This is a genomic window from Peribacillus sp. FSL M8-0224 (assembly GCF_038003055.1).
In the GTDB taxonomy this organism is placed as follows: Bacteria; Bacillota; Bacilli; order Bacillales; family DSM-1321; genus Peribacillus; species Peribacillus frigoritolerans.
In genome coordinates this window covers 4,726,536-4,753,057 of the sequence record NZ_JBBOOJ010000001.1, presented here as the reverse complement: position 1 = coordinate 4,753,057, position 26,522 = coordinate 4,726,536, and the positions used below count along the sequence as shown (strand labels likewise).

Annotated in this window: 29 protein-coding genes; 20 read left to right on the top strand and 9 right to left on the bottom strand. The window is 42.2% G+C overall.

Annotation, left to right across the window (positions count from 1 at the left end; all coding sequences use genetic code 11):
• Window positions 1-37: 37 nt before the first annotated feature.
• The 3 genes from MKX49_RS23125 to MKX49_RS23115 are packed head-to-tail and all read left to right on the top strand — an operon-like array spanning window position 38 to window position 2,193.
• The gene (locus MKX49_RS23125) at window positions 38-343 is read left to right on the top strand and encodes a hypothetical protein (RefSeq protein ID WP_340877935.1); all 306 of its coding nucleotides are present in this window, start codon (window positions 38-40) and stop codon (window positions 341-343) included.
• Window positions 307-939 (top strand): glycosyltransferase, encoded by a 633-nt coding sequence (locus tag MKX49_RS23120; protein ID WP_340877933.1) that lies wholly within the window; start codon window positions 307-309, stop codon window positions 937-939. The genes MKX49_RS23125 and MKX49_RS23120 overlap by 37 nt, the downstream gene beginning before the upstream one ends.
• Window positions 940-999: 60 nt before the next feature.
• Window positions 1,000-2,193, top strand: a complete 1,194-nt coding sequence (locus MKX49_RS23115; RefSeq protein ID WP_323596069.1) for a M14 family metallopeptidase — start codon at window positions 1,000-1,002, stop codon at window positions 2,191-2,193.
• A 437-nt stretch (window positions 2,194-2,630) separates the two neighbouring features.
• On the opposite strand, the gene MKX49_RS23110 is transcribed toward MKX49_RS23115, so the two are convergent.
• Window positions 2,631-2,957: a hypothetical protein gene (locus tag MKX49_RS23110; protein WP_226990476.1), complete on the bottom strand. Its 327-nt coding sequence runs from the start codon at window positions 2,955-2,957 to the stop codon at window positions 2,631-2,633.
• Window positions 2,958-3,233: 276 nt separating this feature from the next.
• Between MKX49_RS23110 and purT the strand changes: the two genes are divergently transcribed.
• The 10 genes from purT (at window position 3,234) to rpsN (ending at window position 11,743) form a co-directional block, all read left to right on the top strand.
• The gene (gene purT, locus MKX49_RS23105; RefSeq protein WP_063595889.1) at window positions 3,234-4,394 is read left to right on the top strand and encodes a phosphoribosylglycinamide formyltransferase 2; all 1,161 of its coding nucleotides are present in this window, start codon (window positions 3,234-3,236) and stop codon (window positions 4,392-4,394) included.
• Between the two features lie 664 nt (window positions 4,395-5,058).
• Entirely contained in the window at window positions 5,059-6,375 is a 1,317-nt protein-coding gene (locus MKX49_RS23100; RefSeq protein WP_445670173.1) for an alkaline phosphatase, read from the top strand.
• Between the two features lie 20 nt (window positions 6,376-6,395).
• Entirely contained in the window at window positions 6,396-7,043 is a 648-nt protein-coding gene (locus tag MKX49_RS23095; RefSeq protein ID WP_340877928.1) for a DUF4352 domain-containing protein, read from the top strand.
• Between the two features lie 103 nt (window positions 7,044-7,146).
• Complete coding sequence (locus MKX49_RS23090; protein WP_072272311.1) at window positions 7,147-7,299, top strand: YpzG family protein; 153 nt, start codon at window positions 7,147-7,149, stop codon at window positions 7,297-7,299.
• A 195-nt stretch (window positions 7,300-7,494) separates the two neighbouring features.
• On the top strand, window positions 7,495-7,875 hold the full coding sequence (locus MKX49_RS23085; RefSeq protein ID WP_170946990.1) for a nucleotide excision repair endonuclease: 381 nt from the start codon (window positions 7,495-7,497) through the stop codon (window positions 7,873-7,875).
• A gap of 382 nt (window positions 7,876-8,257) precedes the next feature.
• The gene (locus tag MKX49_RS23080; RefSeq protein WP_153246133.1) at window positions 8,258-8,428 is read left to right on the top strand and encodes a hypothetical protein; all 171 of its coding nucleotides are present in this window, start codon (window positions 8,258-8,260) and stop codon (window positions 8,426-8,428) included.
• Between the two features lie 403 nt (window positions 8,429-8,831).
• Window positions 8,832-10,025, top strand: coding sequence for a GTP-binding protein (locus tag MKX49_RS23075; RefSeq protein WP_340877927.1), 1,194 nt, complete (start codon window positions 8,832-8,834; stop codon window positions 10,023-10,025).
• 22 nt (window positions 10,026-10,047) lie between these two features.
• Window positions 10,048-10,197, top strand: a complete 150-nt coding sequence (gene rpmG, locus MKX49_RS23070) for a 50S ribosomal protein L33 (RefSeq protein ID WP_034310390.1) — start codon at window positions 10,048-10,050, stop codon at window positions 10,195-10,197.
• 66 nt (window positions 10,198-10,263) lie between these two features.
• A complete protein-coding gene (locus MKX49_RS23065; protein WP_340877926.1) occupies window positions 10,264-11,433 on the top strand; it encodes an FAD/NAD(P)-binding protein in 1,170 nt (389 codons plus the stop codon).
• Window positions 11,434-11,473: 40 nt separating this feature from the next.
• Entirely contained in the window at window positions 11,474-11,743 is a 270-nt protein-coding gene (gene rpsN / locus MKX49_RS23060; protein WP_034310392.1) for a 30S ribosomal protein S14, read from the top strand.
• 78 nt (window positions 11,744-11,821) lie between these two features.
• Here rpsN and MKX49_RS23055 read toward each other — a convergent pair whose 3' ends face one another.
• The gene (locus MKX49_RS23055; protein WP_340878607.1) at window positions 11,822-13,465 is read right to left on the bottom strand and encodes an alkaline phosphatase; all 1,644 of its coding nucleotides are present in this window, start codon (window positions 13,463-13,465) and stop codon (window positions 11,822-11,824) included.
• A gap of 176 nt (window positions 13,466-13,641) precedes the next feature.
• On the bottom strand, window positions 13,642-14,046 hold the full coding sequence (locus tag MKX49_RS23050; protein WP_054398933.1) for a VOC family protein: 405 nt from the start codon (window positions 14,044-14,046) through the stop codon (window positions 13,642-13,644).
• A 303-nt stretch (window positions 14,047-14,349) separates the two neighbouring features.
• Here MKX49_RS23050 and MKX49_RS23045 point away from each other — a divergent pair, with 303 nt between their 5' ends.
• The 3 genes from MKX49_RS23045 to MKX49_RS23035 all read left to right on the top strand — a co-directional run bounded on the left by MKX49_RS23045 (window position 14,350) and on the right by MKX49_RS23035 (window position 16,881).
• Window positions 14,350-14,619: a DUF1292 domain-containing protein gene (locus MKX49_RS23045; RefSeq protein ID WP_034310405.1), complete on the top strand. Its 270-nt coding sequence runs from the start codon at window positions 14,350-14,352 to the stop codon at window positions 14,617-14,619.
• A 220-nt stretch (window positions 14,620-14,839) separates the two neighbouring features.
• Window positions 14,840-15,268: a cell wall hydrolase gene (locus MKX49_RS23040; RefSeq protein WP_095679907.1), complete on the top strand. Its 429-nt coding sequence runs from the start codon at window positions 14,840-14,842 to the stop codon at window positions 15,266-15,268.
• 146 nt (window positions 15,269-15,414) lie between these two features.
• A complete protein-coding gene (locus MKX49_RS23035) occupies window positions 15,415-16,881 on the top strand; it encodes a PAS domain-containing sensor histidine kinase (protein ID WP_340877923.1) in 1,467 nt (488 codons plus the stop codon).
• A gap of 37 nt (window positions 16,882-16,918) precedes the next feature.
• Here the strand turns inward: MKX49_RS23035 and MKX49_RS23030 are convergent, their stop codons facing one another.
• A complete protein-coding gene (locus tag MKX49_RS23030; RefSeq protein WP_340877921.1) occupies window positions 16,919-17,911 on the bottom strand; it encodes an NADPH:quinone oxidoreductase family protein in 993 nt (330 codons plus the stop codon).
• Window positions 17,912-18,073: 162 nt separating this feature from the next.
• On the opposite strand from MKX49_RS23030, the gene MKX49_RS23025 reads away from it, so the two are divergent.
• The gene (locus MKX49_RS23025; RefSeq protein WP_034310415.1) at window positions 18,074-18,514 is read left to right on the top strand and encodes a peptidylprolyl isomerase; all 441 of its coding nucleotides are present in this window, start codon (window positions 18,074-18,076) and stop codon (window positions 18,512-18,514) included.
• 77 nt (window positions 18,515-18,591) lie between these two features.
• Here MKX49_RS23025 and MKX49_RS23020 read toward each other — a convergent pair whose 3' ends face one another.
• Together MKX49_RS23020 and MKX49_RS23015 are read right to left on the bottom strand one after the other, a co-directional pair.
• Window positions 18,592-19,530 carry an oxidoreductase gene (locus MKX49_RS23020; RefSeq protein WP_340877918.1) on the bottom strand — a complete coding sequence of 313 codons (939 nt, stop codon included), beginning with the start codon at window positions 19,528-19,530 and terminating at the stop codon, window positions 18,592-18,594.
• A 107-nt stretch (window positions 19,531-19,637) separates the two neighbouring features.
• On the bottom strand, window positions 19,638-20,408 hold the full coding sequence (locus MKX49_RS23015) for a TSUP family transporter (protein WP_063595895.1): 771 nt from the start codon (window positions 20,406-20,408) through the stop codon (window positions 19,638-19,640).
• A gap of 213 nt (window positions 20,409-20,621) precedes the next feature.
• Here MKX49_RS23015 and MKX49_RS23010 point away from each other — a divergent pair, with 213 nt between their 5' ends.
• Complete coding sequence (locus tag MKX49_RS23010; protein ID WP_275731433.1) at window positions 20,622-21,404, top strand: TrmB family transcriptional regulator; 783 nt, start codon at window positions 20,622-20,624, stop codon at window positions 21,402-21,404.
• Window positions 21,405-21,469: 65 nt separating this feature from the next.
• Here MKX49_RS23010 and MKX49_RS23005 read toward each other — a convergent pair whose 3' ends face one another.
• Window positions 21,470-21,823: a hypothetical protein gene (locus tag MKX49_RS23005; protein ID WP_063595897.1), complete on the bottom strand. Its 354-nt coding sequence runs from the start codon at window positions 21,821-21,823 to the stop codon at window positions 21,470-21,472.
• A gap of 169 nt (window positions 21,824-21,992) precedes the next feature.
• Here MKX49_RS23005 and nagZ point away from each other — a divergent pair, with 169 nt between their 5' ends.
• A complete protein-coding gene (gene nagZ, locus MKX49_RS23000; protein ID WP_340877913.1) occupies window positions 21,993-23,225 on the top strand; it encodes a beta-N-acetylhexosaminidase in 1,233 nt (410 codons plus the stop codon).
• Window positions 23,226-23,314: 89 nt separating this feature from the next.
• Window positions 23,315-23,503 carry a hypothetical protein gene (locus MKX49_RS22995; RefSeq protein ID WP_063234131.1) on the top strand — a complete coding sequence of 63 codons (189 nt, stop codon included), beginning with the start codon at window positions 23,315-23,317 and terminating at the stop codon, window positions 23,501-23,503.
• Between the two features lie 473 nt (window positions 23,504-23,976).
• Here the strand turns inward: MKX49_RS22995 and MKX49_RS22990 are convergent, their stop codons facing one another.
• Both MKX49_RS22990 and MKX49_RS22985 read right to left on the bottom strand, forming a co-directional pair.
• Complete coding sequence (locus MKX49_RS22990) at window positions 23,977-24,378, bottom strand: SET domain-containing protein (RefSeq protein WP_063595898.1); 402 nt, start codon at window positions 24,376-24,378, stop codon at window positions 23,977-23,979.
• 282 nt (window positions 24,379-24,660) lie between these two features.
• On the bottom strand, window positions 24,661-26,286 hold the full coding sequence (locus tag MKX49_RS22985; RefSeq protein ID WP_063595899.1) for a M4 family metallopeptidase: 1,626 nt from the start codon (window positions 26,284-26,286) through the stop codon (window positions 24,661-24,663).
• Window positions 26,287-26,522 lie beyond the last annotated feature (236 nt).

Genomic DNA, 26,522 nt, shown 5'->3' with positions numbered 1-26,522 from the left:
GGGGGCCAGTCAAGATTAACAGTAAAGGGTGGTATTAATGACCAGTAAAAAGGTTCGGGTGTTAGTGGGCAGTCCAATTTACCAAAAACCACATATTTTACAAAAGTTCCTGCTTTCACTCAAACGGTTGGATGCGGAGGGGAAGGAACTTGCCTATTTCTTCATTGATGACAATGAAGATGAGCGATCAAGCAAGATGCTCGAAGATTTCAGTCAGGAGCAGAACAATGTCAAATTACTGGCATCCAATCAAAGCAATATTTATGTGTGTAATGGCACTACCCATTACTGGAATGAAAATCTGGTATGGAAGGTCGCGGATTTCAAAAATATGAAGCCGTGATTATTGATGACGGCAGCACGGACAATTCCGCAGAGGTTTGTTTAGAGGTTTTGAAAGGGGTGCCGGTGCGTATCATCAGGAATGATATCTCCAAGTTCTCCAATGAAATTGAACTTCGTAAAATGCAATGGAAAGAGACGGTGAAGTCAAATCCCGAGTGGATATTAAATCTTGACGCCGATGAAGTGTTTGAAAATAGATTCAAAGAGGAAGTCAGGCAGCTGATAAGCGATCAAGAAGTGGATGTATATTGCTTCCGGTTATATGACTTTTGGAATGAAACCCATTACAGGGAGGATGAACACTGGTGCGCTCACCAGTATTGCCGGCCGTTCCTGGTCAGATATCGGGAGGGGTTTGAATGCAAATGGAACGATAGGCCGCAGCATTGCGGTAGATTTGCAGAAAATGTCTTTGAATTGCCTCACAAGTTATCCGACATACGATTGAAGCATCTGGGCTGGGTTAAAAAAGAAGATCGGATGGCGAAATTCAAAAGATATCGGGAATTAGACCCTGATGGTACGTATGGAAGTAATGAGCAATATCAAAGCATTCTGGATGAAAACCCCAATTTGATTTGTTTTGAGGAGTGACTTTTGCTTTGGCAATAATTGAATCGAATCTGCATACATTTGGTTAAGAGGAGGTGCAGTATGGACGTTTTTGTGCGGCAAAATGATTCCTTGTGGTATTATAGCCAATTATTCAAGGTGAATTACCAACTTATCATTGATTCCAATAGTGGGATTGATCCACTTGCACTTATGATTGGCCAACAAATCAAAATACCTGGCTTTACGACGACCGGCTATACCATAAAGCAAGGTGATTCGTTATGGGCAATTGCCAGGTCACGCAATCTTTCATTGGATGCCTTATTTTTAGTTAATCCCAATCTCAACCCGAATGCCTTGCAAGTCGGTCAGACAATTTCTGTGCCATTAAGGATTACGTGGAGGCTCATTCAAGGAAATCGGGAATATGATTATGGGACGATGATGACCGATGTTAGACGTTTGAAAACAATCTATCCATTTATAAAAAACTCCCCCATCGGGGACTCGGTGCTTGAAAGGGATATCCCCGAAGTTCTGATTGGAAATGGCAACAAACGAGTTCACTATAATGGTTCCTTTCATGCGAATGAGTGGATAACGACGCCTGTGATCATGACCTTTTTAAATGATTATTTACTTGCAATCACGAATCAGGCTGACATCCGCGGTCTAGATATGTTTCCCTTTTATCAACAGACGATGCTGTCGATCGTCCCAATGGTGAATCCGGACGGAGTGGAGTTGGTTTTGAAAGGACCGCCTGCAGATGAGACATTGAGAGGACGGCTCATCGAATGGAATAATGGCAGCGAAGACTTCTCTGGCTGGAAAGCCAATATCAATGGTGTGGATCTGAATGATCAATTTCCCGCCGAATGGGAACTGGAACAAGCCCGTAATAATGTAACGGAGCCAGGTCCGGCTAATTATCCAGGGGAAGGGCCGCTTACACAGCCAGAGGCCATTGCAATGTCAGAGTTGACAAAAAAACGTGATTTTGGCAAAGTCCTTGCGTTCCACACCCAAGGAGAGGTGATTTTTTGGGGGTTTGAAGGTTTGGAACCACCCGAGTCGGAAACGATAGTCAATGAGTTTGCGAGGGTCAGTGGATATGAGCCTGTTAAATCCGCCAATAGTTATGCAGGGTATAAGGATTGGTTCATTCAGGATTGGCGCAGGCCGGGATTTACCGTGGAGCTGGGCAAAGGAACGAATCCCCTTCCCATATCACAGTTCGATGAGATTTATCAGAAGTCGCTTGGGATTTTCTTGGCAGGGTTATATATGTGAAATCTGACCAAATGAAAAAGCTCAACTCCGTTTCCATGGGGTAGAGCTTTTTAGTCTTATAAACTATCAGACTTGAAACGATGAGGGCTGCTGCAAAAAATAAGTAAAGTTATGCTTTACTTATCGATTGCATGATTAACTCGCTTTTTAGCTTGAAATGAACGGACATTTTCCATGCCCCGGTGATTTTGCAGCCCCTACCAAAAGGAATCTAATAGTTTTACGGTAAAGAAGTTACCTTCCTTAGCGCTAGTATTGGCCCCACCTACGCCAGATACTGTGACGGCCACGCATGCCATCCAACCTAATTTCATTATAATAGAAAGCGCTTACATTTTCAAAAGTAATCGTATTGCAAATTTCGACATTCGATAAGTGTCCCTTACCAGTAGGTGGAGAATGGGCATATTACTGATAAGGGCCCTATAAGATTCAGGTTAATCTGCAATGAATTCCTGTAGCTTTTGCCTTAGGCCACCATTGCCGAATTTAATGAACTTTGTCTTTCCGGCTTCCTGTTCCGAGGTAGAAGCGAAATCCAAGAAGGCTAAAAGGTTGATCCGGCGGTGAAGAATATGGACAATGCCGTATTCATAGAACCAATGATCGATCGTGTTGTAAACCCCTCTATTCAGTCGATATTTCTGCTGGCACCAGTGGAAAAATAGTCTGTCAGGAAGATTAAGGTACTCCATGTCTTCTAAGCCTCCATTTTTCTTCTCATTCATGACAGGGGAAATGGTCCTTAGCAATTCCTTTTGCATAGTAAACTCCTCCCTCATTGATAAAAACGAAAAAACCCCCTATTCCTGTTGAATAGAGAGCCTCCAGTAGACTAGTCAGCTTATATATATTCCTTATATAAAAGCAGTATAAAGTGTATTAATCCTATTTGTCAAGTTGGTATTTGATAACGGGAAATAAATATATTCATTTCCTGTTTTCAGTGTGATTTTAAATGAAAATACGAATAAATATTTATGTTTATTCGTTTATAGTTCGTATATAATGTTTTTGAGGAATTAAGGAGGAGAGACTGAATGTATAAATCGAAAAAGATTTTATTATTGGGCTCGGGTGAATTAGGGAAAGAGGTCATACTTGAAGCTCAGCGACTTGGTGTGGAGACCGTTGCTGTAGACCGCTATGAACATGCCCCTGCCATGCAAGTCGCTCATCGCAGTTATGTGATCGATATGCTGGATGCGGAACAACTAAGGGGAGTTGTAGAGAAAGAACAACCCGATTTGATTGTACCGGAGATAGAAGCCATCGCTACATCCGAATTAGTCAAGTTGGAAGAGGAAGGCTTTCAAGTCATTCCGACAGCAAGAGCCGCTAAATTGACGATGGATCGTGAAGGGATCAGGAGGCTGGCTTCTGAAACGCTGGAGATTCCGACAGCAGCCTACAAATTCGCAAACACCTATGAAGAATTTGTCCAAGCTGCCAAGGAAGTTGGGTTTCCCAATGTCGTCAAACCTCTGATGAGTTCTTCAGGTAAAGGGCAAAGTGTGTGCCGCACGGAAGGTGACCTGGAGGATTGCTGGAAAATCGCGATGGAAGGCGGCCGGGTTCAAAATGGACGGGTGATCATTGAAGAATTTATCCGTTTTGATTCGGAAATCACGCTGCTTACTGTCCGGACCGTAAATGGTACCATGTTTTGTGCTCCCATCGGTCACATTCAGCAGGGCGGGGATTATATTGAATCCTGGCAGCCGCATAATATGACAGAAGCACAAATAATGGAAGCGAAAAGAATTGCCCATGCCATTACGGATGAACTTGGCGGGTACGGATTATTCGGGGTAGAGCTTTTCCTCTCAGGGGATAAAGTCTATTTCAGTGAAGTTTCCCCACGTCCGCACGATACGGGGCTAGTGACATTGGTGACTCAGAATTTGTCCGAGTTTGCCCTTCATATTCGGGCGATTCTAGGATTCCCCATCCCGGAAATCAAGCTGATCAGTCCGGGTGCCAGCCGTCCATTAAAAGCGCAAGATGAGTTATCGGAATATTCAATAGTCGGTGTTGAACAGGCTTTGGCTTTACCTAATACACAAGTGCGTCTTTTCGGAAAACCAGTTACAAAGGCAGGTAGAAGGGTTGCGGTCGCCCTGTCGTCTGCCGATTCCATCGAGGTGGCGAGAGTGAATGCGGCCCGTGCTTTGGAATGTTTAGTTGTAGAGAAAGAATAGTGAAAAAAGCGCTCCAGCTTGTCGACAAGAGGGAGCGGATTTCTTAAATAAATAACATGATCTTCACTCCAGGTACTCGCTTTCCGCGGGCGGTCCGGAAGCCTCCTCGGCGCCATTTGCACCTGTGGGGTCTCCCTTGGACACGTTTTTCCAGCAGGAGTCTCGTACCTTCCATTCCAATCAACTGGAATGGTTTTTAAAGTAAAACGTAGGCTGGTCTCATCCCGAACGGTTTAAGAATAGTTTGTGCTTCATGATTTTCCTGCCGAATAACTGGCTAGCCGAAACTCCGCTAGATGCTTGCGACAGGAGGTTTGACAGTCAGTCGGCGAAAAAAAGCGGATTTTCGAAAAAAATGTAACGTTTCTCAAAGATGACTTTGTCTGCTGTCTTACTCTAAAGCATCCTTATTCGGATGCTTTATTTTTTTTCTCCATTAATAGCACATTAAACTCTCCTAACAACCACCCGATTTGAAGACGTTGAATGGCCTGTAATATACCCCAGCTACTGATGATTTCCCTGAATAACCAATTCCGCATGCTGTCTTTACTTTGTCTTAACAATTATCCTGTCGCTTTTTTACATAGCCTTGACATTGAGTTCATTTTCTTCACCTATAGTTAAATTAAATAGAAAACATTACGGGAGGTCATTCATTTGAATCGCACTTGGAAGTTTATCATGGTCCGGTGCGGATCGTGTTTCGGCAAAGGGGAACCCAAATAAAGAACCGGAAATCAAGAACGTTATTTTCCTGATCGGTGACGGCATGGGTGTTTCCTATACCTCCGCTTACCGGTATTTAAAAGATAATCCTGGTACGAAGGTGGCAGAGCGGACAGAGTTTGATAAATACTTGGTTGGCCAGCAGATGACTTACCCAGAAGACTCTGCACAAAATATAACGGATTCAGCTTCAGCCGCTACGGCAATGTCTGCAGGAGTGAAGACTTATAACGCTGCCATTGCAGTGGATAATGATAAATCCGAAGTCAAAACCGTATTGGAAGCAGCAAAGGAAAAAGGAAAAGCGACGGGATTGGTTGCCACTTCGGAAATCACTCATGCTACGCCTGCATCTTTTGGCGCCCATGATGAAAATCGGAAAAACATGAATTCAATCGCAGACGATTATTATAACGAATTAATCAAAGGCAAACATAAAATTGACGTCCTATTGGGCGGTGGGAAGTCCAATTTTGTCCGGCCTGATGTCAATTTGGCGAAAGCCTTCGAAAAAGATGGTTACAGTTATGTGACGGATAAAAATCAAATGTTTAAGGACAAAAATGAGCAGGTCCTTGGTTTATTCGCTTCTGAAGGACTTCCGAAAATGATTGACCGCCCAAGTGATACGCCTTCTTTGGCAGACATGACAAGTTCGGCGATCCAGCGCTTGAATAAAGATAAAGATGGATTCTTCCTTATGGTCGAGGGAAGCCAGGTCGATTGGGCAGGACATGATAATGATATCGTAGGTGCAATGAGTGAAATGGAAGACTTTGAAAAAGCATACAAAGCGGCCATGGAATTTGCGAAGAAAGACAAACATACCTTAGTGGTGGCTACGGCGGATCACTCTACAGGAGGATTCTCGATCGGAGCAAAAGGAATATATAACTGGTACGGTGAGCCAATCAAGGCAGCCAAACGCACTCCTGACTTCATGGCGGATGCCATCGTCAAAGGCGCTGATGGTGAAAAGACGTTAAAGCAATATATTAACCAAAATGTAGTGAAGCTAACTGACGGTGAAATCAAAACGGTAACTGAAGCTGCCAAATCAAAAAATGTGACGAATGTCGATAATGCCATCGAAGCCATATTCGATAACCGGACCAATACTGCCTGGACTACTGGGGGACATACGGGTGAAGATGTTCCAGTCTACGCATACGGGCCATATAAAGAACGTTTTGCCGGGCAAGTCGATAACACGGATCAAGCCAAAATCATTTTTGAGCTATTAAAGAAATAATGACTTCAGGGAGGGATTCAATGAACAGACTGATGATCGGTGCCCTGTTATTAACGGCATTTGGTGCTCTTAATACCCAACCAGCTTACGAAGAAGAAACAACAGCTAAAGAAAAAACAGAGGAAATTGCACGACCACTGGAAAAAAAGGATGTCTATGTTCCGAATCCGCAGCTTCCTGATGATATAAACTTGAACCAAATCGATCAGAATGTTTCCGATGCCAAAGGCGAATTAACTTTGAAGGCCTATAAAAAAGTGAATGAAACGTTGAATGTTGGCCCGGTCGAGGTTAAAGTCAAAGAAATGAAAGTGATGCATGCCACTCCGGATTACAGCATGATCGATTTCTTCCACGGCTATACGCATGATGAAGATTTCGATATCGTAAAAGTGAACGTGGAAATCAAAAACAATTCGGATAAAGAAATTAAGTTTTCGCCAGTTGCTTTCCTTGAAACGGACAGAGGAGAACATCTGACATGGGAAGATGAGATCTATTTGGAAGAACTTACTGGTGAAATAGAAGGAAACGGTTCAAAAAGCGGAAACATTGGTTTCATTCTAAATGATGGAAACATAAAAGGCATATCCGTCATGTCAAGTGATGCGGTGGATGACGATGGGAAAGTCCTTGCAAAAGGCAAGTCAGCTGAATTCGCTTTTTAAAGAATATGTATAAATGGCTGGGAAAAATAAAATACTAGAACAAGTGATGGGGATTACTATCACTGAACGGAATATCCAAATCCTAATGATGAGGTGACACAGAATGAGCTATAAAGATCAATTAGATCCACATTCTCAAAAGTTTCACCATAATTGGACAAGACCTAAGCGTTCAAAATCTCAAGTTAATGGCCACACGCAAGAATCACAAACAAACATTATACTAAGAAGCAATGCAAAGGCTCACAGGTGGTAACGGATATTTCCGATAAAGAAGGAGGCTCCCAAGCGAGTCTTCTTCTTTATATTTAGAATCAGCTTAAACCAAGCAAGGCATTCATGGCTTTTCACTCATAATTATGATACCATTTACCTTTAAGATTGAAGTGATGAGCTTGGCGTGAAACTGGAGTCGATTGAAAGTTTCACCTTATACAAATAGAGGACGTGAATTGTAATGATTAAAATTGAAATCCCTGCAGCGGATATAAGCATCAAACAAAGAAAGCAAGTGATTGAAGGAGACGAAGCTGTCATTCCTGAAATTTACGGGTTTATCGATTTTCATTTGATTCCCCGTGATAAAGGCGGCATCATCTTGTTTTACAATGAAAACGATGAACTGATTTTTGTCGGTAAAGCCCGTAAATTAAGACCAAGGGTCAAGAAGCATTTTGAGGATAATGTTTCTCCGATTAAAGAGCATCGTAATGAAGTCAAGAAAATTGACATTCTTTTAGTCGAAGACGCTATGGAACGTGAAATCTATGAAACGTATATGATCAATAAGCTTCATGCTAAATACAACGTCGATAAAGTGTTTTATAAATAAGCTGTTTTCATAAAGATTGTTGTTTTAAAACGAAACTATTTAAGGTTGATTGGAGCGGAAGTGCGAGACTCCTGCGGGAGCAGCGGGACAGGTGAGACCCCACAGGCGTTTACGCCGAGGAGGCTCACCGCCCGCCCCGCGGAAAGCGAGCATCTGGAGGGGAAATCAACCACACCGCACTACTTGGTAAATAGCAACAAAGTATGCGAAAACAGCCTATAAATAAGAAACACCTATGAAAAGCTGACTGCATATGCACTCAGCTTTTTTGTGTTTAGGAAAATGCACAGAAATAATTTCGTACATTTACAGCAGCTACATGTTAGGTTAACAATGTTGGTTTATATTTAGAGTATTCCAATACATTCTCAGGAGGAAGCTATTGAAGAAAATACTTTGTAAAAAGGTGTTAGTTATCTCGATCGGGACAGTGATTGCCTTTGGGAATTTAACGTGGTCCGTATCACAAGCTTCTAAACTGGCGAAACAGAGAGAGATTGAAACTTTTGAACAAAAGACAGTAACATCTTCAGGGTGGGAAATGGCGGAATAAGCACAATGGCCAATAATTTTTTTCTCGATTTGCAACAAAGAAAAAGAAAAATGTATTGGATAATGAAACGTTGTTAATGATCAGCTGCTTGTATATATAGAAGTACATTAAAATGATAAAACTGCAATGGAGGTTCCATACACATGATGTAATGTGTGATTGGGCTTCCATTTAATTTTATTGGTTTAATGTCAGCCCCTTTCATTTATCCGTGTGTCGGAGCAAGCGTGATTACATGGGTTCGGGAGAAGTATTCGGAGGAAATTTTGAAAAAAACTTGCAAATAGTAATGATTACGTTTTATTATTAGAGAGTGTTTTTATATGGAGATTGCTTTGGTGTTTAAATCGTAATGATTTTGATTTACTTGCAGCAAAGAAATCAGGTAAAGGAGTGGTAAGGGATGGAGATGAAGAAAATTCCGGTTACGGTACTGAGTGGATACCTTGGTGCGGGAAAGACGACGCTTTTGAATCATATTCTTGGGAATCGGGATGATCTGAAGGTTGCTGTCATCGTTAATGATATGAGTGAAATCAATATTGATGCTTCGCTGGTCAAACAGGGAGGGTTTACCCGGACGGATGAAAAACTGGTGGAAATGCAGAATGGCTGCATTTGCTGTACGCTTCGTGAGGATTTGATGATTGAAGTGGAGAAATTGGCGAAACAAGGGGACATCGATTATATCGTGATTGAATCGTCTGGGATAAGCGAACCGGTACCTGTAGCCCAAACCTTCTCCTATGTTGATGAAAGCATGGGAATTGATTTATCGGAATCTTGCCGGCTTGATACGATGGTCACCGTTGTTGATGGGTATAATTTTTGGCAAGACTTTACTTCCGGAGAAACGCTTATTGACAGGATGCAGGCAACTGATGCTGCGGATGGCAGGGAAGTGGTCGATCTATTAATAGATCAGATAGAGTTCGCCAATGTCATCCTGTTAAATAAAATCGATCTGATGGATGCTGATGCCGTTGCGGAATTGAAGGCGGTTCTTCATAAAGTGAATGCCGATGCGAGAATTATCGAAACAAACCATTCCAAGGTGCCGCTAAAGGATGTATTGAATACACATTTATTTGATTTTGAAGAGGCAAGCCAAGGAGCCGGCTGGATAAAGGAATTGAATGAAGAGCATATCCCGGAGACCTTGGAGTATGGGATTTCTTCCTTCGTTTACAGGAGGGGGGTACCCTTTCATCCCGAACGGCTGATGGAGTGGTTGGAAAACTGGCCCGTACAAGTGGTGAGGGCGAAGGGATTCCTTTGGCTGGCATCGAGAAATGATACGGCAGGCTTGCTTTCGCAGGCAGGACCGTCATTGACTTTACAAGCAGCCGGTAAATGGATTGCAGCTTACCCTGAAGAAGAACAGCGCCAAATTTTAAAGGAAGCACCTGAATTATTGGAACGGTGGAATGCAGTATACGGTGACAGGATGACGGAGCTTGTGATGATTGGCATTCAAATGGATCAACAGGAAATCGAAACTGAATTAGATCAATGCTTATTGACGGAAATGGAGATGCAGCAGGATTGGTCTCTTTATGAAGATCGATTGCCTGCATTTACGGAAATCGTTCATTAAAAAACTTTAGGAGGAAATAAAAATGAGAGTAAACATTACGTTAGCATGCACAGAATCAGGGGACCGAAATTATATTACAACGAAAAACAAGCGGAATAACCCGGACAGGATCGAATTGAAAAAGTACTGCCCGCGATTGAAGAAACACACGCTTCACCGTGAAACGAAGTAGTTTTAAGGTTTAAATCGTAATGATTATGTTTTATCGAAGAGAATGGAAGTAAAAGGAGGGAAGTTCATGTTGGAATGGATCATTGTTGGCGGAGGCATTCAAGGTATGACGATGGCTGCATTTTTACTTAAGTCAGGAAAAACGACGGTGGACCAGCTGGCGATTGTCGATAGAAATGAAGAACCATTGGCAAGATGGAAGCAGTGTACGGAAGTCATTTCAATGCCATATTTACGTTCTCCATCCGTACACCATCTGGATGTGAATCCCTTCAGCCTGCAGAAATATGTGGAGAAGGCAGACTGGAAAAATAACTTTTACGGCCAATATAAGCGGCCATCCCTACAATCCTTCAATGAACATTGTGTTCACTTGGCTGATGATTTAACCATTAAGCAGGCATGGGTGCAAGGGGAAGTCATCTCTGCCTGCAAAACGGGACAGGGCTGGGAAATCCAATTGCAAAACAAGCGACGGCTTGAGGGGCAAAAACTTGTGATTTCAATTGGTATTGGCGAACAGCCTTATTGGCCTGAATGGGCACGGCAATTCAAACAAGAGCATGTGGGTCCCGTTTACCACATATTCGATGAAAATATTCCGGAGCTGACACAATTACAAGGACCCATCACGATCATTGGGGGCGGCATATCTTCTGTCCATCTCGCTTTAAAGCTGAGTAATATCTATCCACAGGATGTAACGGTTCTGAAGCGGCATCCTTTTAGAATTCATGATTTCGACAGTGATCCTGGTTGGTTGGGGCCGAAAAAACAGCGACCTTTCCGTGCTATATCCAGCTTTCAAAAAAGACGCGAGACCATTATCCAGGCCCGTAATAAGGGATCCATCCCACCTGACTTACATAAAGCGCTGATGAATCAGGTTAAACAGGGATTATTGCGTGTCATGGATGTTGAGGTGAAAAGCGCTGTGTGGAAGGATGGGCATATCAGCCTAAGGGATAAAAACGAAAAGGTCATTCAACAAACAGGGACGATTCTTTTAGCGACCGGCTTTAAGTCAACATTGCCAGGGAAGGATTGGCTGACGCCAGTCATCCGGTCGCATGATTTACGCTGCGCGGAATGTGGTTATCCAATTGTATCGCAGTCGTTGCAGTGGGGACCTGGCTTATATGTCACGGGTGCACTGGCTGAACTTGAAATGGGACCGATATCCAGGAATATATCGGGAGCAAGACAGGCAGCGGAACGAATTGTGAATAGTTTATAGATTTTTCATACATTCAAGATCTTAAAAAAGGAGAATAAAAATGGCGAAAAAATCCAAGGTGATAAAAGCGCAAAAACAGTTGGCAATGGTCGAAAAGTATGCAGAACTTAGAAAGGAATTGAAGGAGAAAGGGGATTATGCCGCATTGGCCAAACTCCCTCGTGATTCCTCGCCGACAAGGGTTCACAATCGTTGTGGAGTAACGGGGAGGCCCCGTGGATATATGCGCAAATTCAACATGTCGCGTATCGTTTTTAGGGAACTTGCTCATAAAGGGCAACTGCCGGGTGTCAAAAAGTCAAGCTGGTGAAGCGGGGAGTTCTAGATCATTCATAAGAAAAGGAGCCCTTGTTAAAAACAAGGGCTCCTTCCCATTCAAAAGTGTTGCTTACTTGACTGCCTTTAATGCTTGTTCGGATATATAAAAGTCTTTTCCGTTGTAAACGGTGATCGCATTAATTTCTTTTTGTTTAGTGGATGTAGGAGTCTTGCTGATAACGATATTCTTATTTGCAGGCAACTCCACTTTTTGCTGCCCCTTTTTCGCTACGAAAACCGGGTTATTCGGGTCTGTAACATCAATGCGGGTTGAATATCCTTTTTTCTCAAAGGAATCTTTAGCATTCATGTATAGTTTGTTCGATAATTTTTGTAAATCAAAGCCCATGAATTCGGCCATTTTTTTAGCGAGGTCTGTATTCTCCACTAATCCAGTCGGTTTTGAAGGGCCATAAGAATACAGGAATACGTCTTCACCTGTATGACCGCCAGTTGTAAAGCCAATGTTGGCACGGTTAGCAAGCAGCTTTGTCATTTCAGCACCTACGTTTTTAGTAGAGGTAAGTTTTGCTGTTTCTTCAGAAGTCAGATTATCCAGTCCATACAGTGCTGCAACTTCTTTCAGATTGGAGTGATCTGGTTTTAGCTTACTTAAGGCCCCTTCAACAGTCATTTTCGCTTTCTTTAATGGATCGATATAAGCTGATACGGGTGTTTCCGGGTAGGAGGAGTTCGTGTTTACGTTACCCATTGTAATTCCGCTGTTCCCATGGTCCGTTACAGCAATGACCATCGTGTTTCCGTCATTTTTTGCAAACGTAAGGGCTTCGTTCACGGCATCATCAAAAGCTAAAGTATCACTAATCATTCCGATCGTGTCGTTTCCGTGAGCAGCCCAGTCAATCTTGCTTCCTTCAACAAATAAGAAGAAGCCATCTTTATCTTTTTTCAAGGTTTTAAGGGCTTTATTGGTCATTTCAGCTAAAGTGGGTTCACTTGGCTTTGTTGTTTTACGATCTAAATCATATGCCAGGGCGCTTGGTGCAAAGCTTCCCCAAATTTTATTCGATTTGGATTTTAACAGCTCGTCACGGGTTTCAACAAAATCATATTTGTCTTCATCGAGCACTTCCAAAAGGTTTTCTCCATCAATTCTTGCATTTTTTGTTTTACCTGGTAAAAGGGATTCTTTGCCCCCTCCCAAAACGACGTCAATCCCCTGATAAACCTGCTGTTCCGCAATATCACCATAATTGCTTCGATGTGTCACGTGAGCGGAGAAGCCTGCGGGTGTAGCATGCTGGATTTCAGATGTAGAAATGATGCCAGTAGCCTTTCCGGCTTGTTTTGCACCCTCCAAAACGTTAGCGACTGGTTTATGGGCATTTTTCGGATTAACCGGATCGAGCCCTGGAGAATTAACGATGGTTGGCAGGACACCGACAAATTTATCATTTGATTTATTTCCTGTCGCAAGAGCTGTTGCTGCAGGAGCTGAGTCGGTAATGGCCGATTCAGCCGAGTATGTACGCATGCCGCCAGACAGCATTTCGTCCATGGCTAGATTATCGCCTTTATACCACCTTGAAAGGGTTGTGGCTCCTGTGCTTGTTCCATCCATCACCATCATGATGACGTTGGTTGGTTCTTTTTTCTTGTCTTTAGCCTGGACATCTTCCTTCATTGTTGAAATACCAAGTGATGATATGGCCACCGCGCCCGCTAACGTAATTCCTGCTACCTTTTTGCTCATTTTCCCCAAAATGCATACCTCCAAAAATATGATTACTTTTAGGATAAATGTAGTATATTAAGAAATTACTTCAAGTAAGTTAAGAAAGGTTTTTTATCTGTAAATTTTGTTTGAAGAATAGAGTGAACGTTAAAAAAAGCAGAAGTCTATAAGACTCTGCCTTTTTAGGATGGTTTTTACCTTTGGAAAAATTCAATCCACTCTTTTTCCGGTCCATATACGTAGAAATAGCGATAACCATTCGGAAGGGTGACGATCTCTTCATCAATCAGTTCGGTGTTATCCAAGCTTTTGATCCGGGCATATTCTTCTTCGATATCATCCACGGTAATGGCAAAATGGTGGATCGTTGCTTCGGAGGGAAGTGTGTCGCTATATCCCTGAATCAATTCTATTTCTGTTTCGTCCGACTCTTCGTAACCGAGGAACGCCAGTTCGATCACTCCATTAGTATGAGTCATGCGTTCCTTTAATTTCAAATCCAACACATCTTGATAAAAGGCGATGGATTTTTCAAGATCTTTTACAACAACGCCAATGTGATCGACCCTTTTTACAGCCAAGAAATCTTCCTCCTTCATTAAATCCGTATGCAACTTGCTAATAGTAGTATATATAAGATTATTCGGAATTAAATTACTTTTTTATAGCCGTTTTTAGATAATTTTTAAAATGATGTTAATAAAGGGAAAGTATTGGTGAATAATGAAAAATGACAAATGGCTTATGGGATAATACTTTTCTTCCATAGAATCTCTTGATAGATTCTTTCTTGGAAAGAAATGTATTCATCATTTTCCAGGGCAAAAATTTGTTTCTAAATGGAATAGTCGATATACTATGGAAACAACTCCATTATTAATGGATAGGAGAGGAGAGGTTGTATGGGAAAAATTCGTGAAGGTGAAGTTTTCACTCTTACTGATGACAGTGATGAAGGCCATGAAGTTGAGGTTTTAGGTTCATTGGATGTAGAAGGAACGGAATATGTTGCAGTAGGCTTGCTTGAAGATATTGAAGAGGATACGGATGAAGATATCGATATTTTCTTTTTCAGGGTCGAAGGCGAAGGTGAACTGCTCGATATCGAATCGGATGAAGAATTCGAAAAGGTATCATTGGCGTTTGAAGCGGCATTTGAAGCGAAAGAATGACAAGATAAAAGACGGCACAATGTGCCGTCTTTTTTATATGTATAAGGAAAGTATCGGCCCCGCCTTCGCCAAATACCATGATAGCCACGCGTGCTATCCAGCCTTACTTAAGTATAGGGTTGTATTATTGATAGGACGTGTACTCCATATGAAGGTTTTGTTAATAAACGGAGTATTTTTCCATATAAAAGGCATAGGATTAAAAAGTGGAGGTGATGGGATGTCCGTTGTAAAGCACACTGATGCCGATATTGCCTTATTGGCTAGATTGCTTAGGGCGGAAGGTGAGGGTGAAGGTGATCAAGGCATGCTGATGATCGGTAATGTAGGGGTCAATCGGATTAGGTCGAATTGTTCCGATTTCAAAGGGTTGAGGACGATTCCAGACATGATTTATCAGGAGCATGCCTTTGAGGCTGTACAGAAGGGGTATTTTTATCAGCGGGCAAGAGACAGGGAAAAGAGGCTTGCACGCCGTAGCGTAAGCGGCGAAAGGCTATGGCCTTCGAAATTTAGCCTATGGTACTTCAGGCCACCGGGAGATTGCCCGGCAACCTGGTATAATCAGCCCCTTGTTGGGCGTTTCAAGCTCCATTGCTTTTATGAACCAACAGGTACAGAATGTCCCAATATTTATAATACATTTTAAAGAAATGGCTGAACCTTATGGGGGTTTGGCCTCTTTGTGCATCAATCCTTAACTTGGAAAAAACATATGATAAAACTGGCAAATGATTTACTGATACTGTAAAATTGAGACTGTAAATTTCCGGATAAGAAAGGAATAAAAAATTGATGAGTAAAAGGCTTATTGATTATGGACAAGGGCAAATGGGAGAACAGCCGGAGGATAGTACCGAAAAATTCAAGTCTTTCATGGAGAACAACCCGGACGCCATTTCCATTGTTGATCTGGAAGGAAAGACCCTTCAGGTGAATGCAGCTTTTGAAGAGTTTTTCGGATGGACGAATAAGGAGCTCATTGGCATGCCGTTTCCAATTATTCCTGATTTCTTGAAGGAGTCAGTCAATGAATTGCATGACCAAATTAAGGCAGGGGTACAAAAGAAAGGCTTTGAAACGGTCAGGTTAAGGAAGGATGGCCAGTTAATCGATGTAAGCATCTCCCTGTTTAATATCCGCGATAATGAAGATGAGCCGTGCGCATTGGTTTTCGTTTATCGGGATATTACGAATCAAAAACTTGCTGAAGCTGCCTTGAAGGAAAGTGAACAAAGGTATCGCAGTTTAGTGGAGGTGTCACCTGAAGCGATTTTTGTACATCGCAATGGGATCATCGAGTATATGAATCCCATGGGGGCAAAAATGCTTGGGATGGATAGTGTGGAAGATATTATCGGTAAATCGGTTTTTCAGTTCGTCCACCTGGAGTCCCGGGAAAGTGTACAAAGAAGAATCGAAATCATGAGGGACGATTATCAGGCGGTTGGTTTACTGGAACAAAAGTTCATTCGGCTTGACGGACAAGAATTTTATGGAGAAACACTCGGTCTTCCGATTATTTATAAAGGGCAACCAGCCATACAGGTATTCTGTAGGGATATTACGGAGCGTAAAAAGACCGAAGAGCTGCTCTGTAAATCCAATATGTTATCGGCGGTAGGACAGATGGCTGCAGGTATCGCACATGAAATAAGAAATCCATTAACTACGGTCAAAGGGTTTTTGCAATTATTAAGGGAAGACCCTGAGCAAAAGGACTATCTTGAAATGACGGTCAGTGAAGTTGAAAAAATTGAAATCCTGGCCAATGAGTTTTTAAGTTTAGCAGAGCCTGAAGCGAAGGTTTGTGAACTCATTCAGCTTAACGAGATATTGGACAGTGTGATTACGTTAGCCGAGTTTCAAGCGATATTGAATGATGTCGAAATCATCAAGGAATATAATACGGATTCGGCATCTGTCTTTGGCGAACCGAATCAGTTAAAACAAGTATTCACGAATGTCGTCAATAATGCGATAGAAGCCATGCCGAATGGCGGCAAACTTCATATACAGTTAAACCATGAAGGTGAATCTGCGATGATCCGGTTCATTGATCAAGGCTGCGGAATCACAAATGAGCGCATGAAGCATCTAGGGCAGCCTTTTTATAGTACATCTGAAAAAGGAACAGGGTTTGGGCTCATGGTCAGCACCAAAATCATCCATGAGCATAATGGGGAAATTCATTTCAGCAGCGAAGTGGGAGAAGGGACGATTGTGGATATCAGTCTCCCTATCTATGAAAGTTCACAATGAAAAGTGACGAGAAGCCATGCTCTCGTCACTTTTTGGTTCATAGTTTAACGATCGTCCTGCCTCTTGCTTCCCCTTTTAATAGGGTAGGAAGGACGTCAGGCAATTCCTTAAGTGTAATTTCCTGTTGAACGAGCTGTTCCAAATCCTCTAGTTTAAAGTCGGTGGCAAGGCGGTGCCAAACTTTCAATCTTGTATCCATCGGGCAATTGACCGAATCGATCCCAAGTAGATTAACACCTCTTAGGATGAATGGAAAGACGGTGGCAGGAAGGCTTGTCCCAGCTGTCAATCCGCTGACCGCCACAGCTCCGCCATACTTGATTTGGCTAAGGACCGAAGCTAACGGTTCACCGCCGACGGGATCTACCGCCCCGCTCCACTTCTGTTTGCCCAGAGCCCGAAGCTTGCCATCATATACATCTTCACGCGATACAATGGTCGACGCACCGATTGCCTTCAAATATCCATGTTCCGATTCCTTTCCAGTACTCGCCTCAACGGAATAGCCAAGTTTGGAAAGGATCGAGACGGCAAAACTGCCGACCCCGCCAGTTGCACCAGTGACAAGAACGCTCCCTTGCTCAGGTGTGAGGTTATTTTCTTCGAGCCGCAGTACCGATAGTGCTGCAGTGAAACCGGCCGTTCCGATGATCATCGCCTCTTTCATTGTTAGGCCATCAGGAAGCGGGACGATCCACTCTGCAGGAACACGGGCAAATTGACTATAGCCCCCTGGTTGGGAAACGCCAATTCCGTATGAGGTCGCAATGACTTCGTCTCCTTCTTTAAAGCGGGAATCCTCAGATGAAACGACAACACCAGCCATATCAATTCCCGGAACGATCGGATAGCTGCTGACAATGTTTCCATTTGGAATGGCTGCAAGGCTATCTTTATAGTTCACACCGGAATAATGAACACGGATGAGCACTTCGCCTTGAGGTAAATCATCAAGTGATAGCTGCTGAATGTTAACGGTGAATTGATCATCTTGCTTATTTACGACTAATGCATCAAATTGCTGTATCATGGTTCGTTCCCCCTTATATTCATGAATCTACCCCATTATAAAATAAAAAATAGAGGAATGTATAATGATACAATTCGAAATAAGTAGCGCTTCCTTTTCTTTCTGCTTCTAAAAATGGTACTATTAGATTTGATTCAGTTCATATTAAAGGAGATGTTTAACATGGCTAAAAAAGGATACATACTTATGGAAAATGGAGAAAAAATCGAATTCGATCTTTTCCCGAACGAAGCACCTAACACAGTGGCTAACTTCGAAAACTTGGCAAACACAGGATTTTATAATGGCGTAGTCTTTCACCGTGTAATCCCTGGTTTCGTAAGCCAAGGCGGAGATCCAACAGGTACTGGGGCAGGCGGAAGCGGCACACAAATCAAATGTGAAACAGAAGGAAACCCTCATAAACATGAGGCAGGAAGCCTATCTATGGCACATGCTGGAAAAGACACAGGCTCAAGCCAATTCTTTATCGTGCATGAACCACAACCGCATCTTAACGGTGTTCACACAGTATTCGGTAAAGTGACTTCTGGACTTGAAACAGCCAAAGCTATGAAAAATGGCGACAAAATGGAAAAAGTCGAAGTTTTTGACGCTGAATGATGGAAGCGAAAAGAGGGGGCATTATGCTCCCTCTTTCTTTTTGCGCTGTTCATGAGCGAAGACAGGGAAATATAGAGTCATTTTGGCGTCATGCTTTCAGTGAAACGATATTTGACCTCTGTCAAGGTTTCTGAAATATCCCATAATCTTTTCGACGTTTCTTCATTATATAAGGTGTCGATGATCTCGTCTTTTCTGGGAAAGCCTTTTCTGCCCTTCTTTCCATCGGGTCCGATATACTCCCCGCCTGTCAATGCAGGTTCCGTTGCGGCATAAAGGGTAGGCAATGCCCCCATACTTGCCGGTTGCGTGATGGTTTTGGAAAGAAAGTGCACGAATCTATTTATGGGTTTGCCAGAACCGCGTGACATGAGATTAGTATGGGAAAGGCCCGGATGACAGGCAACACTGATCGGGGTTGCGCCATGCTGGTTGAATTTATTCTGTAATTCGCGGGCGAAGAGTAGATTGGCCAGCTTGCTTTGCCCATAGTATTTCATTGGCTTATAACCGTTTTCACCATTTAGATTTTCGAAGTCTATATATCCATTGATGGCGGCCAAGCTGCTCAATGTGACCACACGCGATTTTGGCGTAGAAAGGATACGCGGAAGAAGGAGGCCTGTCAAAGCAAAATGACCGAGGTGATTGCTGCCGAATTGCAGCTCGAAGCCATCCTTCGTCCTACTGTAGGGCGGAATCATCACACCTGCGTTATTGATGAGGACGGAGAGAGATTCATAGTTTTCCTGAAAGGAAGCGGCAAAATGCCGAATGCTGCTCAAGTCACTTAAATCCAGCTCCATCACACGTACATTTGCCTTTGGATGGACCGATAAGATTCTATCGACCGCCTTTTCACCCTTTGAAGCATTCCGGACCGCAAGGATAATCTCTGCCCCCTTACCGGCCAGAGCAAAAGCCGTTTCGAAGCCAAGCCCACTATTTGCACCAGTAATCACAATGGTTTGCCCCGATATATCTGCCATTTCTTCGCCATTCCACTTTTCAACCATCCAATCACACCTTTCCACACAGTCTTTACCTATCATATACCCAAATAATTCCTATATGTCACATTCTGTGCGGGGAACGATGTGCTGTCGTCTATTTTTTTAAAAGATTAGCCGCCCATTATATAATCCAATATATTTTTCATGATCAGAATGACGGTTACGATGATAAATAATACTCTTACATATGCCACCCCTTTCTTAATGGCAAATTTAGAACCGGCCAACGCTCCTGCTATCATGGAGATCCCCATTGGAATTCCATAGGAAAAGTTGACGGTATCAAGGAATATGAACATGATCAGTGCCGCCAAATTACTTCCGAAGTTCAAAAATTTGGCATTTCCTGCAGAGTTCAAAAAATCAAAGCCAATCATTAAAAAGGCAAACAAAATGAAGGATCCCGTTCCAGCGCCCAAAAAGCCATCATAAAAACCAATGGCAAATATAGCGAACGCAAATAGTCCAGCCTTTTGCCATGTGAGTGTATGGTAAGTCGATTTCTGGCCCCAGTCCTTTTTAAAAAAGGTATAAATGGCAATAGCTATTAATAGAACCAAGATCATTGGCTTTAATAATTCAGGCGAGACGAAATTGACAATCCAAGCTCCTAGCAGGGAACCTATGAAAATCAATGGAAAAAGTTTTGAAACCAATTTGAAATCAACCTTACCTGAGCGAATGAAGGCAATGGTGCTTGTTAAAGACCCCATGGAACTTGCTAACTTATTCGTAGCGATCGCTGCTGACGGGGAAAGTCCTGAAAATAATAAAGCGGGTATCGAAATCAGGCCGCCGCCGCCGACCACGGAATCAATGAATGCTGCCAAAAATCCGAAAAACATCAGCAGCAAAAGTGTTGAAATTTGTATATCTTCCATCCAAGAAGCCTCCGTATCAGTGGCATTATGGCTGAAATGTTGTTTTGCTGGAGCCATAATCCACGCGTTCATATTAGTCACTATTTAGATAGTAACTAATATGAACCGTCCTGTAAATAAGAATATTTGAGCCATACTGTTTGAAATCGAATAGATTTCGATAAGAGATTTGGTATGATAGGCATATAACTTACCAAAGCACTAGGAGGTACTATGCAAGATATCATTCAAAAACTACAGTCTCTCGGGTTTAGTCAATATGAAGCAAAGGCTTATGTTTCTTTGGTTCGCCAAGGCCCAACCAGTGCCTATCAAGTAAGCAAGGAGTCTGGAATTCCAAGGGCCCGCATCTATGAAATATTAAATGGACTGCAAGAAGAAGGAATCGTCTTAAAAGAGGAAATCAATGACTCGATAAAATATTCACCGCTGCCAGTCGATGTTTTTTTGGAATCGGTTCAGTCAAAATGGAACAATACCTATCAATCCATCAGCCATACATTAAAGCAATTCGAGAAAAACGAACCGATGTCCGACAATCGTGTAATGACGCTTAAAGGTGAAGGGCACATCCTATCCTTCTGCCGTACCTTGATTCAAAAAGCCGAGAAAAGGGTGGTGGTTTCCCTATGGGACGAGATGTATGGAAAACTTGAACAAGAGCTAATAGGGGTCGCTGCGCATTGCACGCTCAAGGGGATTGCATTTCAGGTTGAAAACCCATTATCGGGTATAGATATACATCGCCAAACAAGCTATGTGGAAAATATCGGAGAAAACAAATGGTTCATCTTATCCATTGATGGCAAGGAGACGATTTACGGCCCTTCGCCCGAAACGAGAGAAACGGCGTTCTACACAGATGATCCCATTCATATCAATTTTCTCGAAAATTACATTTGGCATGATATCCTCGTTAACCGCTTGGTTAAAAAGGATGAAGAAGATGCCGAGAAATGGATTTCAAGTGAAAGAGACCGTTTTTTCTCCCTATAAGATTTGAAAAAAAGCTGATAACCCCATATGCAGGGGATATCAGCTTTTTTATTTTTGTACCAGAGTCATTCGGATAAAAGGGTTTTAGGAAATTTAATGGCCGTGGGCAAGCTGGATTTATCTCGATAAGACCTGTAAGACACAATCGTATGATTATGCGCTTGAACATCCAACTGGAGAACCTGTGAGCTTTTCATTTCCAAATAGTACGTAACGTCTTCTATTTGTAAATGATAAAAGGAAAAAGGTATCCCTAAAAGGTCTTTCCTGATTAGTTTTGTTTCGGGCTGATTGATGATGTGCTCACTCAATTCCGCTATCGTAACAGAAGTTGTTCCTGTAATGGCTGTTATTTTTTCTTTTGCATAATCGACTGCATGACCGAAAGTGACGGCAATGTTCTTCAAGATTCCGTTCATGGGTGCATCTCCTTTGGAATTAGGCTATGTATGTAGTATTAGACGCGGCTAATGGTTTATGCAAAAAAATCCGCAATGATGATATAGAATCGTTACTTTATGAACATGATTAAGAAGTGTGCAATAAAATCAATAAAAGGGCAAACAAGAAAGGACAGAAGGTCAAAGTATGAGGAATAAAAAAATTATGGGCCTGCTTTTCATCGCAATCCTCGCTTTTTCAGCCGTGTTCATTCAGTTGAATATGGGTGTCAATTCCAAATCGGAAAAAGGGAAAGACGACGATGCAGATAATCATGAGAGAATAGAGAAATTACTGAATAAAATGACGCTTGAAGAAAAAATCGGACAGCTTATGATGGTCGGTTTCAAGGGGACTGAAAAGAGCGATGAAATTACGGAGCTCATCGAACAAAAACATATAGGAGGCGTCATTTATTTTGACCGGAATATGAAATCACCTAAACAAGTGGCCAGGTTATCCAACTCGCTTCAGCAAACGGCCAATCAAAGTGCACATTCGCTTCCGTTGATGGTGGCCATCGATCAGGAAGGCGGGGACATCATCAGGATGAAGGAAAGGGTATCGCCCCTCCCTGCGCAACAGGATCTTGGAAAAAATGCCTCTATTGAAGACATGTACAAGGTGGCCAAATTGAATGGGACAGAACTGGGCTCCATGGGGATTAACATTAATTTTGCCCCTGTACTTGATCTATCGAAAACGGATAAACGTTCATTTGGGCAAGATCCGGAAAAGGTCTATCAATACGGAAAGAAAGCCATTCAAGGCTTTAATGATGTATCGATAACTGGTGCATTGAAGCACTTTCCTGGAAACGGACGCAGCGAAATCGATCCGCATGTCGAAACATCTTCCGTGGAGGCAAACCAACTTGATCTGGAAAATTCGGATATCTATCCCTTCAAGCAAATCATAAGTGAAATGGATAACCAAAAGTTTTTCGTGATGGTGACCCACATTAAATATCCAGCCTATGATAAAGAAAAACCAGCAAGCCTTTCTAAAATCATCATAGAAGACCTGCTTCGGGGGAAACTCAAATATGAGGGACTTGTCGTTACCGACGATTTGGAAATGGGGGCTGTGAACAAGTATTTCTCCTATGATGAGATGGGGAAGCAGGCAATCCTCGCAGGAGCCGACTTATTACTTGTCTGTCATGAATATTCCCATGAGCTTGAGGTATATAACGGTTTACTGCAAGCAGTAAAAGCAGGGGAAGTTCCAATGGATAGAATTAACGAGTCAGTGAAAAGAGTGCTGACATATAAACTTAACAACATGAAGCAAAAGAAAGCTGACCCTGATCAAGCGGAAAAAGTCGTGAAAAATCCCGAAAGCATAAAGTACATCGAAAGCCTGAGCGAGGATGAATAAAAGCGAAACCGCTCTCTCGAAAGGATGCTTTGTTTAAATCAGCTGATAGAGGGAACACTATATAGGACTAACTTGAAGGAGGAAACTACATGCCATCAAACAAAATGCTTGGAACCGTCCTGATAGGAGCAGCCGCATTTTTAATGCGCAATAAGAAAACCCGTGAAAAAACCATGGGTCAAATAAGATCCCTAGCCACACCAGAAACCATTGACAAGGTGAAGAGCCAATTCCAATCAATAACCAAAACAAAATCAAGTAACCCATCCGTACGTTAAGGTGAAATAACCCCATTAAGTTAATCTTAATGGGGTCAAACTGTAAACAAAATAGAGAAGAACCAGTTTTTTAAAAAAAGTTCCCGCTGATTGAAGAAATCCGCTCCCTTTCCGCCGACTGTCTGCCAAGCCTCCTCGACGCAAGCGTCTGTGGGGTCTCGTCTAGCCAGTTATTCGGCAGGAGTGTCGCAAATTTCTTCAATCTAGAGAGGGTTCCATTCGTATAATCAACAGATAATCAAGTTTAAAATCATGGTTCGGGGTGCGAACATTCCGAAATCCAAATACCCCTTTAAGTTTTTCTTATTGGGGCTTTTTTATTGCTTAATATTCTCTTAGTAAACAACTAAAACGATTTAAAATCACCGTGAAATCTTCAAGCCGGTGAAAGGAAAAAGGAAAAGCACTCGTTTCTTTCGAAGACCATGGACAGGCATTCAAAAAGTACAAGTGCTTTCATGAAGGATCTATGATCATTCAGCTTCTTCTTCGCCGTCATTTTCTTTATTGAACCAAAGCGGATCCTCATTATCGACTTCACCATTATAATTAATCAGGATTTCCTCTCCTGCTTTTATGTCGGTGTAAGCAAAGAAATCAAACGTATGATTCTTGAAGTTTATGTCATACGTAGCGTTGGGTGTATAAGAATGATTAAACAGCATGCCATAGCCTAAAAGCATGGCAGTATGGTTAATTCCATATTCAAACGCATAATCAGCCAGCAATGTCTTCTCAATGAAAACATGCTCCTCGTTCGGATATGCAATGACAGGTGCCTCATGCAAAAGCTCACCTTTTTTAATATCTCGTGTTGCGAATACGCCTCTATTGAACTCGCCATCACTGAGTGTGGAAGTTTTAACTTCAATCATGTTCGTCACCTACTTGTTCTATTCAATATAGTCCAGATCATCTAAGCTTGACAGTTAATAAGAAGAAAAGCAACTATTTTACGGAATTAATCATTTTTAGTAAACGACTCAGTTTGTTTTTATTGAGGCCCCGCCTGTACCGTAGAACGGAATTCTTCACATCAAGGACGAAAAAAGGGAACGAACGGCCGAAATGATCCTCGGAAGGTAGACTGATACATAAGAAAAAACACCTCCGCTAGAAGGGAAGCTAGGGAGGTGTTTGGTATATGGGTAAATCTGTTAATTCACACCGACAGCTGTAAAGGCATTTTTGACAGCTGTGACTTCTGCACTGCTTGAACCGTATAAATCAGAGGCTGATTGTATGACGGCCGCTCTGGCTTGTGAAAAAGTAGACGACGAAGTTAAATATGTTGTGTTTGCCCGATAAAAGATGGTTCCTAGTTTATCGATGCCGATTCCGGATACACTCACGCCATGGTGGGTTCCGCCTGCAGAGATTAAATAAGCTGCCTTATTAATGATTCCGCTGTTCGTGTGGACTCCGCCATTATCACCCGTTCCTGTATAACGGTTCGAATAATGGTCAGGGTCCCCATTCAATGTTGGATTAGCCATCGAGCGGAGTGCATCACCGGAAATGTTAGGTGTGTAAATATCTTCCCCGACCAAATAATCGGCTTTGGCACTTTGATTCTTAAATTCTACGACAGTGCCAAAAATATCAGATATCGCTTCATTCAAAGCACCGGATTCATATTGATAGGTAAGGTTCGATTCCGAGGAAGTGACGGCATGCGTCAATTCATGCGCAACGACATCGAGCCCGCCGGACAATGGGATGAACGTCGTGCCATCTCCATCACCGTAAACCATTTGGGTGCCATCCCAAAAAGCATTATTGTATCTTGAGCCATAATGGACGGTTGATTTCAGGATGGTTCCATTACCATCATAGGAGTTCCGGCCAAATGTGGATTTGTAATAATCATAGGTTTTACCCGCATAATAATGGGCATCCACCGCAGCTTTATCGGCAGAAGCAGTAAAAGCATTTGTTGTGTTGGAAAAGAGTGTACCAGGCAATCTTGAACGGTTATTGGCGTTATACGTGTAGATGCCTTTACCGCGTGTATTGTCTTGTAAGTAGTATTGACCGTTGGATAAGGTAGTGTTCAGCGACACCGTATTGTTTAAGACGCCAGTGCCCGTTCCGACGGAGTTGGTCCCCGTCACTTCATCCAATGTATTATATTTATTCAGGATTTTACCCGTTTTGACTGAAATGAAATAATTATGATTTCCTGGTTCCGGACTTAAGAATTTCAAATTGACTTTATATACATAATCGGCCTTGCCTTCATTTGCGTATACATATAGGTCGGATTCAGGTGATTGCTCGTAGGCAGGTGTGAACCCCAGATCCGCTTCAGCTATTTTGATAGCTTCGGATTCACTGATGCCTTTTTTAGCCTTTTTCCCTAATTTCGTGTTTAGATTGGCTTCAACCGTACCGGACACGACGGTCAATACACCTTTAGCGTCAATCAATACGGCTTGTGTGGAATTCCATACTGGTACGCCTTTATAGGTTTGTTGCAATTTAAGGACGGTATTGCCCAGTTCATCCTTGCTTTCTTTCTCGATCGTGAAGGAGTCCTTCGCCTTTTGCTTTTCTAGCTTGTAAGACTTTTTGTTTTCATCAAAAAAGGTAAGAATAATATCTTCTGCCGTTTGCTTTGAGGGGTCCGTAAGCTTCCCAGACTTGTACTCTAGCGAATCCCTATGCTTATTGTACTTTTCAACACTTAACACATTTTTTGCCGCTAAAGCTTCTTGATGGGGAATAGCAGAAAATAATAGACCGATTGATAGTGCAGTTCCTAAAAATACCTTACCTTTCATAACACTCAACTCCTTCATGAGAATACCTCATTTTTACATCGTTTCATAATTATTATCAAATGGAGAAAACTCGCAAAAAATATGACATTTAAAGGAATAAAATGGAGAAAAATGGATTTTAATAGAAATATTCTCTGAATATATTCTTTTAGTAATATTTGGAATGTATTTAAATTAAACCAAATGAATAAATGTGCAAAAAAACATGGCATAATGTGCAAAAAAACATGGCATAA

Coding starts and splice junctions, on each gene's coding strand:
- MKX49_RS23125 (WP_340877935.1), top strand. CDS start 38: ATGACCAGTAAAAAGGTTCGGGTGTTAGTGGGCAGTCCAATTTACCAA.
- MKX49_RS23120 (WP_340877933.1), top strand. CDS start 307: ATGGAAGGTCGCGGATTTCAAAAATATGAAGCCGTGATTATTGATGAC.
- MKX49_RS23115 (WP_323596069.1), top strand. CDS start 1,000: ATGGACGTTTTTGTGCGGCAAAATGATTCCTTGTGGTATTATAGCCAA.
- MKX49_RS23110 (WP_226990476.1), bottom strand. CDS start 2,957: ATGCAAAAGGAATTGCTAAGGACCATTTCCCCTGTCATGAATGAGAAG.
- purT (WP_063595889.1), top strand. CDS start 3,234: ATGTATAAATCGAAAAAGATTTTATTATTGGGCTCGGGTGAATTAGGG.
- MKX49_RS23095 (WP_340877928.1), top strand. CDS start 6,396: ATGAACAGACTGATGATCGGTGCCCTGTTATTAACGGCATTTGGTGCT.
- MKX49_RS23090 (WP_072272311.1), top strand. CDS start 7,147: ATGAGCTATAAAGATCAATTAGATCCACATTCTCAAAAGTTTCACCAT.
- MKX49_RS23075 (WP_340877927.1), top strand. CDS start 8,832: ATGGAGATGAAGAAAATTCCGGTTACGGTACTGAGTGGATACCTTGGT.
- rpmG (WP_034310390.1), top strand. CDS start 10,048: ATGAGAGTAAACATTACGTTAGCATGCACAGAATCAGGGGACCGAAAT.
- MKX49_RS23065 (WP_340877926.1), top strand. CDS start 10,264: ATGTTGGAATGGATCATTGTTGGCGGAGGCATTCAAGGTATGACGATG.
- rpsN (WP_034310392.1), top strand. CDS start 11,474: ATGGCGAAAAAATCCAAGGTGATAAAAGCGCAAAAACAGTTGGCAATG.
- MKX49_RS23055 (WP_340878607.1), bottom strand. CDS start 13,465: ATGAGCAAAAAGGTAGCAGGAATTACGTTAGCGGGCGCGGTGGCCATA.
- MKX49_RS23050 (WP_054398933.1), bottom strand. CDS start 14,046: ATGAAGGAGGAAGATTTCTTGGCTGTAAAAAGGGTCGATCACATTGGC.
- MKX49_RS23045 (WP_034310405.1), top strand. CDS start 14,350: ATGGGAAAAATTCGTGAAGGTGAAGTTTTCACTCTTACTGATGACAGT.
- MKX49_RS23040 (WP_095679907.1), top strand. CDS start 14,840: ATGTCCGTTGTAAAGCACACTGATGCCGATATTGCCTTATTGGCTAGA.
- MKX49_RS23035 (WP_340877923.1), top strand. CDS start 15,415: ATGAGTAAAAGGCTTATTGATTATGGACAAGGGCAAATGGGAGAACAG.
- MKX49_RS23030 (WP_340877921.1), bottom strand. CDS start 17,911: ATGATACAGCAATTTGATGCATTAGTCGTAAATAAGCAAGATGATCAA.
- MKX49_RS23025 (WP_034310415.1), top strand. CDS start 18,074: ATGGCTAAAAAAGGATACATACTTATGGAAAATGGAGAAAAAATCGAA.
- MKX49_RS23020 (WP_340877918.1), bottom strand. CDS start 19,530: ATGGTTGAAAAGTGGAATGGCGAAGAAATGGCAGATATATCGGGGCAA.
- MKX49_RS23015 (WP_063595895.1), bottom strand. CDS start 20,408: ATGGAAGATATACAAATTTCAACACTTTTGCTGCTGATGTTTTTCGGA.
- MKX49_RS23010 (WP_275731433.1), top strand. CDS start 20,622: ATGCAAGATATCATTCAAAAACTACAGTCTCTCGGGTTTAGTCAATAT.
- MKX49_RS23005 (WP_063595897.1), bottom strand. CDS start 21,823: ATGAACGGAATCTTGAAGAACATTGCCGTCACTTTCGGTCATGCAGTC.
- nagZ (WP_340877913.1), top strand. CDS start 21,993: ATGAGGAATAAAAAAATTATGGGCCTGCTTTTCATCGCAATCCTCGCT.
- MKX49_RS22995 (WP_063234131.1), top strand. CDS start 23,315: ATGCCATCAAACAAAATGCTTGGAACCGTCCTGATAGGAGCAGCCGCA.
- MKX49_RS22990 (WP_063595898.1), bottom strand. CDS start 24,378: ATGATTGAAGTTAAAACTTCCACACTCAGTGATGGCGAGTTCAATAGA.
- MKX49_RS22985 (WP_063595899.1), bottom strand. CDS start 26,286: ATGAAAGGTAAGGTATTTTTAGGAACTGCACTATCAATCGGTCTATTA.